Source organism: Helicobacter sp. 13S00482-2 (assembly GCF_002272795.1).
GTDB lineage: Bacteria > Campylobacterota > Campylobacteria > Campylobacterales > Helicobacteraceae > Helicobacter_J.
In genome coordinates this window covers 22,050-36,906 of record NZ_MLAT01000003.1, presented here as the reverse complement: position 1 = coordinate 36,906, position 14,857 = coordinate 22,050, and the positions used below count along the sequence as shown (strand labels likewise).

The following is a 14,857-nucleotide window of genomic DNA, read 5'->3' as shown; positions in this document are numbered from 1 at the left end:
TTAAGAAATATTTTCCACTTCAATTTGTTTAGCTTCATACTCACGTAAGGCAATTTGAGACTGATCAATACATACACAAAGTGTGGATTTTGTTGCCGTGCAATGCATAACTTTAATGATCGTCCCCCTTGTAACTCCAAAAGCTATAAAACGACTTTTGAGGGCTTCATCACAAAAATTTATATTTGTTATTTTGTATTGACGACCCATTTTACACTCATTTAATGTCATTTTCTCTCCTACATGAGGTTTTATAGATCCACATAATTATAATACTTAATATTAAATTCATTCTTTTTTATTGAATTTTTATTATTCATTTTCGTTCATTTCTTTTTTAACTTCATTGATAATGATGTCAATAGGCGTAAAAGCCCTTCTTAAAATATTAAATGGAGCCTTAATAACATCTTCGGCAAGACTCACTTGGGTCTTTGGATCTTTTAATGTACCATTAACGATCACATTCGTAGATATTTTTCCTTCATTGCCGAGTATGAGATAGCCTACGATAGGGATTTTATTTAAGATATTGCTAAAATTCTTAATGGTAGAAATCTTTAGATTCATATTGATTTCATCTGTATCTGATTCAATAATACCATTTCCATTTACATCCATTGAAGTTCCCACTAGATCAATACGTTCAAAACCAATATATTTTTTATTGATAGCAAATATAATATGTCCTTTTTGGATCTCATAGCCTTTTGTTCCCAAATTGGGATTTTTGAAAACTACCAAAGATGGAATGGTATCAATAAGATTAATGATATTTTGCAATACTGCAAAGTTCTTAAACAATGTATTTTGAATGTTCAATTCACCATTAAAGGTTTCATTTTTATAAGCTCCAAAAAATGAAAATAAACCGCCTTTAATGAAGTTTATCTTGAATGCATCATTGATAAAATCCCCACTAAAGTTATTGGCACGAACAAAAATATTATTATGCACAAAATCCAGGTTCATCACTCCGTTGTTACGTGTTGCATCTACTGCTAAACGACCATCTTGAGATCTTAAGTTTATGCTATCTAAGGGGATTTGATAATCTTTGAATGTGATGGTAGAGTTATCTGATTCTAGATTGATGATACTAGGTTCAATATTATGTGTTCGCTCATATTTTCTTTTTTCACGAATAAAAAAAGTCTCCTGCTCAATTTGCGGGTAACTCAGGTCAGATTTTTTTGAATTTTCATCTTTAAAAATTTCTTCAACAGCAGGGATTTTACTGTTCATAAATTCGTTAAGATTGAAATCCATATCCTTTAGTTTTATCTTTATTTGAGAACCTTTGATATTCAATGCCATTTCATTATTTGGAGAATTTGCAATGATACTATCCTCGTTAATTTTTCCTGATAAAGAGATATCTGATATTTTTTTCCCATCTTTTTTATATAGGGGGATGTCTAGATCTGCTAACTGAATATTAAAATCAATATTTTGAAAATCACTTGTTGTTATGGTGGCATTCCCATTTTTTACGCCTATATACTTTAAGAGTGGAGAATATGGATAAAGTTTTGATATATCATTTGCCCTTAAAGAATAAAGATTCGCTTCTATATTCCCAGAAATTCCTATATCTGGAATAGATAATTGCAAGGATTCTGGATTTGAAAAATCAAGATTCACATCAAGTGTAGGCAATGTATCTGAGGTTGCATAAATCACATCTTCAGTGAATTTTTTTTGATTATCTGCTTTGATAGCTTCTATAATCTTGCGTCTAAGTTCTTGCGAGGAGAGTTTTTGGGTTGGGAAAATGAATTTTTCTTGAAGAACTTTTTTTGTATCAATTTTTGAGGATTCTTGAGTTTGATATGCAGAGTTGATGCTATCAGAAGTTCTATTTGATTCATCTGATGAATTTTCAGCATTAGATTTTCCTTCTTGATTCTCTGTGATGCTTTGTTGATAAGGTTTCGTGTTGATATCGTTGTCTGTACTGATATGGATTTTGTGTATTTTTGTATTTGCCTGGAGTGTTTTGTCCAATAAATTTAAGGTGATATTTGCGTCTAAATCGGCCATATTTTGGTAACGGGTGTTTATGGTGTCGATATAAACATATTTATATTCAGGGGCTATATCTAAAGAAACTCTTGCACTTTTTGTCCATAATGGTATTTTATAGAGGGAAAAATTGCCATCTTGAGTATTTATCTGACCTTTTGCCATTACTATAGGTGAAGAATCTTGTAAGAATTGTAAAGATATCAGCAAATTAACATCTATTGATGAACTCACTGAGTCCATAGGAAGTTCAATATCATAGACCTTGAGTAAGTTTTTGATAGAATCGCTATAATGAGCATCTTTAGAAGTTATATTTATCTGTAGCTTTGGGGATTCTAGCATATGAGATAGTTCTACATTTGAGCCCTGGAGATTCACTCCATCATAGGTGGGTTCTTGGAGATTGATTGAGAGTTTTTCTTTTTCTAGAGATATTGTAGCTGTTTTTGCGTCAATCGACGAAATATTTTCATCAAGTGAAATTTTAGGATTTTTAATAGTTGCCTTGATATCTGCAGTTTGAATAATGCTTGGTAAAAAATTATCTTTTGTGAGAATGGCTCTTATTTGTGCAGAATTGATCTCAAGAGCAGAAAATTTTATTTTTTTAAAAAGCCATTCTTGAAGTTCTTCATTTTCTTCCAAATAGGGTTTTAGAAAATTAATATCTTTAATTTCAGAAGTCTTTAGCTTTAGTTTTAGGATTTTTAAATTTGTAATTCCTTGAAGATAGAGCTTATCTTCTTTTTGGCTTATAGAGCTTACGATGAGATTAAACCCAAGTTTTCTGTTTTGCGTGGAATACACAATATCCCCATCAGCTTGAGCACCAATTTTTTTAAGTGTTAGGTTGAGAATTTTTAATTTAATATCTTTGTTATTATCCTCAATTGCGAAATTTGCTTGGATATTAGGGAACTCAAGCGTGTATTGTTGGCCATCATACATCATAGAAGCCTGATTAGTTGAATCTAAAACGATATTTTGGATGGAGAGTTTTTGAAAATATGAAATACCCCAAATACCGTATTTAATATTATTTGTGATAGATTCTACATCAAATGATTTTTTTGAAGAAGTCTTTAGATAAGCAGACACGTCAAGTCTGTTAATATCTAGTATAAGCTTATTGTCTAGTTTTAGATACAATCCACTGATGTTTATTTTGCCGATTTTCAGATTTTTGATATGAAATCCATCGGATAAAATCCTATAACCCGTAAAAAGTAGTATAAGAACGATGACAAAGAATATAATTAGGCTCAATATTTTTTTTGATACGATTTTACTCATGGTTATGTCAGTCTTTTTTTATTTAAGTATGCCTATAAGGTCAAGTAGTGTGATCTATATGCCTCAGGGTTCAATCGGGGGCATTATAGCATACTTATCAAAAAATAACTTCGATATCAATCAGCTAGATCGATATATCTTAAGAGTAATGGGGAAACCACAAAGTGGCTGGATAGATATTGGATATACCGAACTTACAAAGGGTGATTTTCTACATAAACTCACCAAATCTAAGGCCGCACTTCAAGACATTACTCTCATACCTGGAGAAACGATGTATTTCTTCATTCAAGACGCTAGTAAGATATTTGGACTGAGCGAAAAATCTCTTTGGGATGCTTATCATAAATATTCTCCACTTCCTGATGGAGTTATATTACCCGATACCTATAAGCTCCCCTTGGGTATTAGTGCAAATTATTTAATGCAATACTTATTGACTCAATCAATGAGCAGACATAAAGAGTTGGCAACTAGAGTGCTTGGAGAGTTTGATGAAAAACAATGGTTTCGATATGTAACGATGGCTTCAATCGTTCAAAAAGAAGCTGCAAATAAGGAAGAAATGCCGATTATTGCCTCTGTTATTTACAATAGAATCAAAATTGGAATGCCATTGCAGATGGATGGTTCTCTTAATTATGGCCAATATTCTCACATTAAGATCACTCCTAATCGCATTAAGACTGATAATACTCCTTACAACACTTATAAGCATCAAGGAGTCCCACCTTATCCCGTGGGGAGTGCTAGTATGGATGCAATATTGGCAGTTATCAATCCAGCAAATGTGAAATATCTATATTTTGTAAAAACAAAAACAGGTAAGCATATCTTCAGTAGGACATACAAGGAACATCTTAGAAATATTAAGTAAAACCGGCTTTTACTTACTTAAAGTGATTCTTAAGTTTATTTATAAGAAACTAACGTTTGAAGTTTTGATATTAAACCTTAAGCTCTCATCTTAATTATTTTTGCGTTAAATTATCTAAAATAAAGGTTCTATTTTGGAGTGATGATTTATGGGCTATTATAATTTTGCATTTTGGAAGATTAAGGAAAGATTTATTCAAAATTTTATGTTAATATCTTTTTGATTTAAAAAGATGATAGAGTTGATAACTAGGCGATTTACATAAACTAAAGAATCAAAGGAGAAAAAATGTCCAATATCATCACCCCCAAAGATTCCCCTGTATGGGTGAATGAGGATCGTTGTAAAGGTTGTGATATTTGCGTGTCTTTATGCCCAGCTGGAGTGCTTGGTATGAAGATGGATGCAAATAAAGTGCTTGGCAAGATTGTGAAAGTAAGACATCCAGAGAGCTGTATTGGGTGTTTTGATTGCGAGTTGCACTGTCCTGATTTTGCCATATATGTCGCAGATAGAAAAGAATTTAAATTTGCAAAAGTATCACAAGAGGCTCAAGAAAGGGCTGGAAAAGTTAAAGCAAATGGCTTTATGTTGCTTGATTAAAAAATAAAGGGAAGATATGCGAGAAGTTATTTCTGGTGGAAATGAATTGGTGGCAATGGCCGCAATAGATGTAGGTTGTAGATTTTATGGTGGTTATCCTATAACGCCTTCTTCAGATATTATGCATCAGATGAGTGTTTTGCTCCCTAAATATGGTGGGCATTTCATTCAAATGGAAGATGAGATAAGTGGAATTTCAGTTTCTTTGGGTGCGAGTATGAGTGGCGTTAAGTCGATGACAGGAAGCTCAGGACCTGGTATTTCTCTAAAGGTGGAGCAAATCGGATTGGGATTTATGGCAGAAATTCCTTTGGTTATCGCTGATGTTATGCGATCAGGCCCTTCTACAGGTATGCCTACACGTGTAGCACAAGGTGATATTTCGTTTTTAAAGCATCCAACACATGGCGATTTTAAAGCAGTTGCTTTGGCACCAGGAAATCTAGCAGAATCTTATACGGAGGCTTTCAGAGCTTTTAATTTGGCTGAAGAGTTGATGACACCAGTTTTTTTAATGATGGATGAAACTATAGGTCACATGTATGGAAAAACAATGATTCCTGATTTGGAAGATATCCAAAAAACTATTGTGAATAGAAAAACATTTAATGGCGATGCAAAAGATTATCAACCTTATGGGGTTGGCGAAAATGAACCCGCGATCTTAAATCCTTTTTTCAAGGGCTATCGCTATCATATAACTGGACTTCATCACGGACCTATTGGATTTCCAACTGAGGATGCAAAAATGGGTCAAGCCCTTATTGATAGATTGTTTGGAAAGATTGAATCTAGAATGGATATGATTACCAATAATGAAGAGTTAGATTTAGAAGATGCTGAGATTGCCGTTATTGCTTATGGATCAGTTTCGTTGGCGGTAAAAGAAGCGATGGTGGAGCTGAAAAAACAAAATGGTAAAAAAGTTGGTCTGTTTAGGCCTATTACTATTTGGCCAAGCCCCCAGAAGCAGATAAAGGCTTTGGGAGAGAGATTTGAGAAAATTTTAGTGATTGAATTGAATAAGGGTCAATATGTTGAAGAAATTGAAAGAATTTTGCAACGAAAAGTCTATTTTATGGGACAGGCAAATGGACGAAGTATTTCACCCGCTCAAATCATCTCTAAAATAAAGGAGCTTTAAGATGGCATTTAATTACGATGAATACTTAAGAGTAGAAAAGATGCCAACACTTTGGTGTTGGGGATGTGGAGATGGCGTTATTTTAAAATCAATCATTAGGGCTATTGATGCGATTGGTTGGAATATGGATGATGTGTGTTTGGTGAGCGGGATTGGTTGTAGTGGAAGAATGAGTTCTTATGTGAATTGCAACACAGTCCATACCACACACGGAAGAGCTGTAGCGTATGCTACAGGCATTAAAATGGCAAATCCAGATAAACACGTGATTGTTGTTTCTGGAGATGGAGATGCTTTGGCTATTGGTGGAAATCATACCATTCACGCTTGTAGAAGAAATATTGATATTAATTTTGTGCTAGTAAATAACTTCATATATGGTTTGACAAATTCTCAAACATCACCCACCACACCAAAGGGTATGTGGACTGTGACAGCTCAATATGGTAATATTGATAACAACTTCGATCCTTGCAAATTAGCAGATGCAGCAGGAGCAACTTTTGTGGCAAGAGAGAGCGTCCTAGATCCCAAGAAAATAGAAAAAGCTTTTATAGAAGGTTTTAAACACGAAGGTTTTAGCTTCTTTGATATTCATAGCAATTGCCATATTAACTTGGGTAGAAAAAATAAAATGGGTGAAGCCGTTCAAGTTCTCAATTGGATAGAATCACGAACTATTTCAAAGCGAAAATATGATGAACTTGAAGAAGAACAAAAAGATGGAAAGTTTCCAACTGGAATTTTAAAACACGATACAACCAAGATGGAATATACGCAAGCTTATAAAGAAGTCATCAAAAAAGCACAAGAAAAAGGAGGCCACTAAGCATGGAAGCTCAATTAAGATTTACAGGAGTAGGAGGACAAGGGGTTTTACTTGCTGGCGAGATACTTGCAGAATCTAGAATTGTAGCAGGTGGTTATGGCATTCAAGCTTCGACTTATACGAGTCAAGTTAGGGGAGGACCTACTAAGGTTGATATTTTGCTTGATTCTAAAGAAATTCTTTATCCTTATGCAAATGAGGGTGAGATAGATTTTATGCTTTCAACTGCTCAAGTGAGTTATAATCAATTTAAGAGTGGCTTAAAGAGTAATGCACTTGTAGTTGTTGAACCTAATTTGGTTTATCCTACAGCAGAAGATTTTCAGAAATATCAAATTTATAAAATCCCTATCATTACTATCGCAAAAGAAGAAGTAGGGAATGTAGTCACACAGTCAGTTGTAGCTCTTGCAGTTACGGTTACTTTTACTAAATGTGTTGATAGGGATTTAGTTTTTAATACAATGATCAGCAAAGTTCCTGCAAAAGTTGTTGAATTGAACAAAAAGGCTTTTGATTTGGGCGAAAAATATGCATTAGAGGCACTTAAAGTTGGATCAGCAAAATCCTGAATAGTTTTCATAGTCCTTTTGGTTAAAAATGACTATGAAATACTTTTTACTGAGATGTGTTTAATAATTGAAAATTATCTCAGATCAATGGCTTTCTTCACAATTCTCTCAAAATCCTTTTTCATATCAGGATTGAGCTTTGAAAGTTTTTCTTGAACTTGTAATATCATCTTTGAGGTAGTATTTTGATGCAGACAAAGAACAAAAAGGAAGTTTTGTTTTTGAGATTTATTGAGTTTCCATTTGTTATAATTATCAAAAAAATATCTTGAGGCTTTTTCAATATCTTTTATGGTGCTATACTTTGATTCTAATAGTAACATAACGGTTTCAAAGTCAATGATTTTTTTTTGATTCTTTTTTGGATTTAGGTTTTGTTTTTTTTTCAAAACACTCAGAAGTGTGATGAAAAACACACTCAATACCACTATAAAAGAGATGACAATAAAAAAAGCATTTGGATTCATTTTTCCTCATTTATTAATATACTGATTTATTTAGTTAAGATTGTAGCCTTTTTATTTTTAATTTTTGGTAAGGGAATAAAAAAATGGATTTTTTAACACTTGCATACAAATACAAAACACCCTTATATGTATATGATTTAGATAAAGTAAAAAATCAGTTTTTAAATTTTAAACAAGCTTTTAACGCTAGAAAAAATTTGATTTGTTATGCTTTGAAGGCTAATTCCAATCTAAGCTTGATAAATACTCTTGCTAAGCTTGATAGTGGTGCTGATTGTGTTTCTATTGGGGAAGTTAAACGTGCCATTTTGGCTGGAATAAAAAAATATAAAATTATATTTAGTGGAGTTGGAAAAAGCGATGAAGAGATTACAGAAGCTTTAGAGCTTGATATATTATTTATCAATGCAGAATCCAAGCAGGAATTAAAACGTATTGAGAGTATTGCAAAGCAGACAAAAAAGATTGCGAGGATTTCTATTAGGGTTAATCCAAATATTGATGCAAAAACCCATCCTTACATTTCCACAGGTTTGCATGAAAATAAATTTGGTGTTGATATGCAAAGTGCTTCAGAACTTTATTTATATGCAAAGAATTCATCTTTTTTAAATCCTGTGGGGATACATTTTCATCTTGGCTCCCAGCTTAGCGATTTAGAACCAATATCTAGTGCCGCACAAAAGATTGCAGATTTTACACGATCACTTTTAGCATTGAAAATAGATTTGAAATTTTTTGATATTGGTGGTGGAATCGGAATTGTTTATGATGATGAAAAGACTATCAAGCTTTATGATTATGCACAAGCTATATTGAATGCTTTAAAAGGACTAGATCTTACAATAATTTGTGAGCCAGGTAGATACATAGTTGGCGAAAGTGGTTTTTTGGTCACGAAGGTTTTGTATGAAAAATATACAGATAAAAAACGCTTTGTTATCATAGATGCAGCGATGAATGATTTGATTCGACCAAGTCTGTATGGAGCAATTCATAAATTCAAGGTCTATTCTCAAAATAAACTTGATAAAACAAAAGAAAGTTTAGCAGATGTGGTAGGGCCTATTTGCGAGAGTGGAGATTATTTAGCAAAAAACATTTTACTTCCTCCTTTGTCTTCAGGTGATTTGATTGTCTTTGAGAATGCTGGAGCATATGGATATTCTATGGCAAGTAATTATAATACAAGAAGAAGACCCGCAGAAATTGGAATAGAACATGGAAGTGATAGAATTTTAAAAAGACGTGAAAAATTTGAAGACATGATTGCTGATGAACTCAAAATCTTAAAGGGGGAATCAGATGGATTTGAATGAAAAAAGGATAAAAATTGATATTATTGATGATGCAATATTTGAGCTTTTGAATGAGCGAATGGATATCGTTTCACAAATTGGTAAGGATAAAATAAAATCAAAATCTAGTATTTATAAACCTGAGCGAGAAAGACAGATTATTGAACGTTTGACATCGCGAGGTTCTCAATATCTTAATTATAAGGCTATTGAAGCGATTTATCAAGAAATTTTTGCCATTTCAAGAAATTTAGAATTGCCTGAAAAGGTTGCTTATTTGGGGCCTTTGGGAAGTTATACTCATCAGGCAGCAGAAGAGAGATTTGGGGCTATGAGCGAATATTTGGCCATGACAAATATCAATTCTGTTTTTAAGGCCGTAGAGCTTAAACGTGCAAAATATGGAGTGATTCCATTGGAAAATAATACTAATGGAATGGTGGGAGATACGATAGATTTTCTAGCTAATTCAGATCTGAAAATCATTGCTGAGATTATTTTGCCTATTCATCATAGTTTTGTAAGCGAGTGTGAACATATCAGAGATATTAAACGTATTTATTCTAAAGATATTGCTTTTGGACAATGTAATAAATTTATTGAATCTCATCAATTAGGAGAAGTGGATCGTGTTCCTGTGGATTCCACTGCTAAAGCAGCACAACTTGCCAAAGAAGATAAAAATTCTGCTGCTATTTGCTCAAAAATTGCAGGGAAATTGTACCATCTACCTATAATGTTTGATAACATTGAAGATTCTAATGATAATAAAACTCGTTTTGTTATCATTAGTGATTTTTCTAATCAGGCTAGTGGAAAAGACAGGACATCTGTGTTTGCAAATCTAAGTGATTTTGATAAATCTGGAACATTGCTTGAATTGCTCAAAGATTTTGCAAAAATGGGTATCAATTTGACCAAAATTGATTCAAGACCCATCAAAACTAAATCAGATTTTAGTTTTGGCTTTTACATTGATTTTGATGGACACAGAGAAGATGAACATATCAAAAAATTATTTGAATTGCGAAAAAATGAACTTAAATGGCTTGGCAGCTACGTTAAAATGGAAGGTTGAAGAATGATTGAATACAAAAAAATCTCTTTAGAAGATAAGGCACTATTTGACTCTTATTTAAAACAGGATTTTTTTTATCTATCTGATATTAGTTTTGGGAATCTCTATATATGGCATCAGGCCAGAGAAATAAGTTTTGCGATCATAAAAGATTCTTTGGTAATCCGCACTTGTTATGGAGCAGACCAGCAACCTTTCTATTTTTATCCTATTGGCGGAACCCAAGATGATAAAATAAAATGTATTCAGGAACTCATAAAAGATTGCAAAGAAAAAAAAGAAAGACTTGAATTTCATTCCCTAGAAATAAAATCCTTGCAGGCTCTTCAGAAATCCTTTGATGGATTGTTTTCTTTTAAGCCTAACCGAGATAGGAGTGATTATATCTACAGCATTAAAGAACTCATTGAGCTTTCTGGAAGAAAATACCATAAAAAGAAAAATCATCTGAATCAGTTCTTGCAAAATTACCCTGATTTTACCTATGAAAGCATCAATCAGAGCAATAAAGATAAAGTTCTCTCTATATGGAAAAAATGGTTTTCTCAAACACAAGGAGAAGTGAGCGAAGGATTGAAAAATGAAAATATTGGCATTATGAATGCTTTAAACCATTATGAATCCTTAGGATTTAAAGGCGGTTTTGTTAGTGTGAGTGGTGATATTGTAGGTTTTAGTTTTGGTGAAGTTATCAATTCAGAAATGGCAGTCATTCATATTGAAAAAGCTGATTCAAATTATCGCGGAGCCTATCAGATCATTAATCAACAGCTTTTGCTTAATGAATTTAGTTCTATTGCTTTTGCAAACAGAGAAGAAGATCTCGGAATAGAAGGTCTAAGAAGGGCAAAAATGAGCTATAATCCAACGTTTTTAGTCGAAAAATTTGAAGCTATATTTGAAGCATAATCCAATCAACCTGAATCTATAAACTTAAAAAATTTTCTAGTATTGTTAGTCCATTATTGTGTGATTTTTCAGGATGAGGTTGGATACCTAGTATATTTTCTTTGGCAACAATTGAGGGAAAAACTTTCCCATATTCGCAAGTAGCTAGAATTTCATTTTCATTTTTACATTTTACGTGGTAGCTATGGACAAAATACAAATAGACATCATTGTTGATATTTTTTAATAAAGGGTGATTTGGATTTTTGAAGGTAGAAGTATTCCAGCCTATATGAGGAATTTTAAGTCTAGATTGTGAATCAAATTTGATGACCTCCCCCTTGATGATTCCAAGTCCTATATGTTCTCCAAATTCAAAGCTTTTTTCAAATAAAAGTTGCATGCCTAGACAAATACCTAGAACAAATTTTCCACTTTTAACAAACTCAATGAAAGGTTCTTTTAACCCTGATTTCTCAAAACAAGCGATTGCATCAGCAAAGGCTCCTACTCCTGGAAGAATAATTTTGTCATAATTTAGAAGCTTGTCGGGATTATTTTGTATATCAACATGAATATTTTTAATACGAGTATTTTGAAGTGCATTTTTTACACTTGCCAAATTCCCAATGTTATAATTTAAAATAGCGACTTTCATGCTAAATACTTTAGCTTTCCAAAGACAACACAATGTTAAAAATTGGTCTGTCTTCAGAAATGCTTTGATCTAGTTAGATAAAAGATGATGAGTATCATTCATCATCGGTTGCATAACCATCGGTTGCGTGTGCTTTGAGATATTGGATAATAATATCAGCATCTTTGTCTGTTGGCATTGCAAATGCTCTCATTGTTGTAAATAAACCGTCCCATTCCATCATATTGTGTTCCTTTGGAGCGTGGGCAGCGTGACACATTGAGCAGGTGTCATAATACAAAAACTCTGCATCCGCCCAAGCATCACTTTGATTTTCGGTGAGTTCATTTTTTGGAAGTGCAACCTCCAAAGTATCAGAGCTCACCTTTGTATTTTTGAGTTTGATAAATGGTAATTCGAGATTTTTTGTCCCATATAAGGTTGTCGTATCATTTGGCTTGAGATAGCCTTTAACTTTGATGATAACCTTCCCATTTGCCTCTCCAATTTTCTCTCCTGGAGTTCCTCTGAGGATTGTCCCTATGATAGCTTTTCCATCTTTGTCATACGCATTGGTATTGTCCATTACATAAAACGTTTTTGCTGATAGCAAAACACCAAAAAATATAAAAAATAAAATCGTGATTTTTTTCATTGTTATGCTCCTATTATATCAGGTACTGATGTTGATTTATAAGGCGTGACCACTTCATTCTTGCCAAGTTTTCTAATATTTACAAGCGTTGTATTACAAGAGACCGCTTGAGCCATTTCACTAGTAGGACGTGAGGATGTAAGAACATTTGCGTGCCCTGCATTACATCTTGGCTTATCTGCTTTCTTATCTTCTGGATCATACCAAGCACCTTCTTGAATAGCTACAACTCCAGATCTGATATTTGAAGTTACAAATGCACCAGCTAGAAGTCTTCCTCTGCCATTAAATACTTCAACCACTTCCCCGTGCTCGATACCAAGTTTTTTAGCATCTTTGTCATTTATCATCACAGGTTCGCGTCCTTGTATTTTATATATATCTCGAATCCAAGTATTATCAAGTTGAGAGTGAACGCGGTATCTTGGATGAGGAGATACTAGGTGAAAGGGATATTTTTTTGTTTCTTTAGATCCTAGCCATTCAGCAGGTTCAAACCAGGTAGGATGACCCTTAAAATCAGGCAGTTTATAAGAGGCAAACTTTTCTGAATATATTTGGATTTTACCGCTTTCTGTTGCAAGTTTATTCTCTATCGGATCTGCTCTAAATTCAGCGTGTCTGACATATTTTCTAGCCTCTTCTGGAATATCAAATTCGACAAAACCATCTTTCCAAAATTTATCGAAGTCTTTAAATACTGGACCATCGCTCTTTTCGTAAAATCCTTTGATCCACTCCATATAAGTTTTTCCACCTGTGTAGCGTTTTTCAACTTTTTCTCCCCCAAGTCTATTGGCAAGGAGTCTGAATATTTCAAAATCATCTTTTGACTCATATACGGGCTCAATAACTTTTTTCATCGCATAAATTACGTTTCTAGAATATGTGCCTCCAGAGGTAATGTCATCTCTCTCAAATGTGCAGGTAGAAGGGAACACAATATCGGCCATCTTTGCTAAAGGTGTCCACCAAGGTTCGTGCACAACAACTGTATCAACTTTTCTCAAAGCCTCAATAAGCTCGTTTGTATTTGGATGATGTCCTAGTAAAGAAGCACCACAAACATAGACCATATCTATCTTTGGTAGTTTAATTTTTTTGCCCTTAAAATTGATTTCTTTTCCAGGATTTAGAATTGTTTCTGAAATTCTAGAAGCAGGTATGGAGGTTTCTACTCTATTTCTTCCTTGAGATAAGCCTGGAGTAGTTCTATAGCCTGAGTTTGCTTGTCCTCCTCCTGCATAGTGCATAGAAAAGCCAAATCCTCCTCCAGGAAGCCCAATTTGACCAATCATACTTGCTAGTGTTATGAGTGCCCAGTCTGCTTGTTCGCCATGATGAGCTCTTTGCATTGCCCAATTACCTGCTAGGAAAGTTCGAGTAGAAACAAAAAGATCGGCTAGTTCTTTTATTTTACTTGCAGGAACTTCTGTTATTTTCTCTGCCCATTCTGGTGTTTTAGGTGTTTTGTCTTCAGCTTTACCTAAAACATAAGGAATGAATTTGTCAAAACCATCTGTGTATTTAGCAATAAAATTTTTATCATATTTTCCAGATGTATATAGATAGTGCATCATACCAAGCATTAGTGCAACATCCGTATTGGGTCTGATTTTAATCCATTCAGCATCAAACATCTGTGCAGTCTCTGTATAAATTGGATCAATAGAGATAAATTTAATTCCAGCTTTTTTGTATTTGGGATAATACACATCATTGACGTGATTAGGCACAACGAAATCTATTTTGTTACATTTATACAAATCAGCTCCCCAAAGTACATAAACTTTACAATTAGCAATCATTTCTTCGTGTGAAGTTTGGAGAGAATACACTTCCATATCACCCATAATGCTAGGATTTACTCTACCAGCTGCACCATTGCTATATTCTCCATCTGTTCCAACTGCACCACCTAATGTAGTATTAAAAAACCTTCCTGCCACGATATTGGAGTTATGTAGTCTTCCTACGTGTCCCCAACCACCATAACTACCATTATAGATATTTTCACGAGGAATTTCTTTTAGCTTTTTTGCTACAAGATCAAGTGCTACATCCCAACTAACACGCACAAATTCTTCTTTTCCGCGTTTTTCTTTATTGTTTCTCTTTCCTTCTAGGTAGCTTTTTCTAACACAAGGATATTTCACTCTTGTATCTGAATAAACTCTATCAATTAACCCTTTGACCATAATAGATGGATTGACATCTGTTTTTTGGGGAATAATATCCTTAATTACCCCGTCTTCGACTTTTGCAACAAAAGGTCCAAAGTGTGTTGCATGTGGGATCATTTCAGTTTTTTTAAATACCCCAACTGCACCTAATGGGGATGAACCCAAAACACTTAAGGATGCAACTCCTGCAGAACCTTTCAATATATTTCTTCTTGAAATGGCCATAAAATCTCCTTTTTGTTTTAAGATGTGTATGATTATAGCAACCATTTATTTAAAAAAAATAAAAAATGGTTGTATAAATA

Annotated in this window: 14 protein-coding genes; 8 read left to right on the top strand and 6 right to left on the bottom strand. The window is 33.7% G+C overall.

Going from position 1 to position 14,857, the window contains the following annotated elements; genetic code table 11:
- Window positions 1-231, bottom strand: coding sequence for a FeoA family protein (locus BKH42_RS02355; protein ID WP_095294487.1), 231 nt, complete (start codon window positions 229-231; stop codon window positions 1-3).
- 81 nt (window positions 232-312) lie between these two features.
- Entirely contained in the window at window positions 313-3,321 is a 3,009-nt protein-coding gene (locus tag BKH42_RS02350) for an AsmA-like C-terminal domain-containing protein (protein ID WP_095294485.1), read from the bottom strand.
- A gap of 58 nt (window positions 3,322-3,379) precedes the next feature.
- On the opposite strand from BKH42_RS02350, the gene mltG reads away from it, so the two are divergent.
- From mltG to BKH42_RS02325, 5 genes are all read left to right on the top strand, one after another.
- Window positions 3,380-4,198 carry an endolytic transglycosylase MltG gene (gene mltG / locus BKH42_RS02345; protein WP_343286866.1) on the top strand — a complete coding sequence of 273 codons (819 nt, stop codon included), beginning with the start codon at window positions 3,380-3,382 and terminating at the stop codon, window positions 4,196-4,198.
- 288 nt (window positions 4,199-4,486) lie between these two features.
- Window positions 4,487-4,801, top strand: a complete 315-nt coding sequence (locus tag BKH42_RS02340; protein ID WP_095294482.1) for a 4Fe-4S dicluster domain-containing protein — start codon at window positions 4,487-4,489, stop codon at window positions 4,799-4,801.
- 16 nt (window positions 4,802-4,817) lie between these two features.
- A complete protein-coding gene (locus BKH42_RS02335; RefSeq protein ID WP_095294481.1) occupies window positions 4,818-5,945 on the top strand; it encodes a 2-oxoglutarate synthase subunit alpha in 1,128 nt (375 codons plus the stop codon).
- A gap of 1 nt (window position 5,946) precedes the next feature.
- Window positions 5,947-6,774, top strand: a complete 828-nt coding sequence (locus BKH42_RS02330) for a 2-oxoglutarate ferredoxin oxidoreductase subunit beta (protein WP_095294479.1) — start codon at window positions 5,947-5,949, stop codon at window positions 6,772-6,774.
- A 2-nt stretch (window positions 6,775-6,776) separates the two neighbouring features.
- On the top strand, window positions 6,777-7,346 hold the full coding sequence (locus BKH42_RS02325; RefSeq protein ID WP_095294478.1) for a 2-oxoacid:acceptor oxidoreductase family protein: 570 nt from the start codon (window positions 6,777-6,779) through the stop codon (window positions 7,344-7,346).
- A 74-nt stretch (window positions 7,347-7,420) separates the two neighbouring features.
- Here BKH42_RS02325 and BKH42_RS02320 read toward each other — a convergent pair whose 3' ends face one another.
- Window positions 7,421-7,813: a hypothetical protein gene (locus BKH42_RS02320; protein WP_095294476.1), complete on the bottom strand. Its 393-nt coding sequence runs from the start codon at window positions 7,811-7,813 to the stop codon at window positions 7,421-7,423.
- An 83-nt stretch (window positions 7,814-7,896) separates the two neighbouring features.
- On the opposite strand from BKH42_RS02320, the gene lysA reads away from it, so the two are divergent.
- The 3 genes from lysA to BKH42_RS02305 are packed head-to-tail and all read left to right on the top strand — an operon-like array spanning window position 7,897 to window position 11,098.
- A complete protein-coding gene (lysA, locus tag BKH42_RS02315; protein WP_095294474.1) occupies window positions 7,897-9,132 on the top strand; it encodes a diaminopimelate decarboxylase in 1,236 nt (411 codons plus the stop codon).
- Complete coding sequence (pheA, locus tag BKH42_RS02310) at window positions 9,119-10,189, top strand: prephenate dehydratase (protein WP_095294472.1); 1,071 nt, start codon at window positions 9,119-9,121, stop codon at window positions 10,187-10,189. The genes lysA and pheA overlap by 14 nt, the downstream gene beginning before the upstream one ends.
- A gap of 3 nt (window positions 10,190-10,192) precedes the next feature.
- Entirely contained in the window at window positions 10,193-11,098 is a 906-nt protein-coding gene (locus BKH42_RS02305; RefSeq protein ID WP_095294471.1) for a phosphatidylglycerol lysyltransferase domain-containing protein, read from the top strand.
- A 16-nt stretch (window positions 11,099-11,114) separates the two neighbouring features.
- On the opposite strand, the gene hisH is transcribed toward BKH42_RS02305, so the two are convergent.
- From hisH to BKH42_RS02290, 3 genes are all read right to left on the bottom strand, one after another.
- Window positions 11,115-11,735, bottom strand: coding sequence for an imidazole glycerol phosphate synthase subunit HisH (hisH, locus tag BKH42_RS02300; protein ID WP_095294469.1), 621 nt, complete (start codon window positions 11,733-11,735; stop codon window positions 11,115-11,117).
- A gap of 94 nt (window positions 11,736-11,829) precedes the next feature.
- Window positions 11,830-12,369: a hypothetical protein gene (locus tag BKH42_RS02295; RefSeq protein WP_095294467.1), complete on the bottom strand. Its 540-nt coding sequence runs from the start codon at window positions 12,367-12,369 to the stop codon at window positions 11,830-11,832.
- Between the two features lie 2 nt (window positions 12,370-12,371).
- Entirely contained in the window at window positions 12,372-14,777 is a 2,406-nt protein-coding gene (locus tag BKH42_RS02290; protein ID WP_095294465.1) for a molybdopterin guanine dinucleotide-containing S/N-oxide reductase, read from the bottom strand.
- Window positions 14,778-14,857 lie beyond the last annotated feature (80 nt).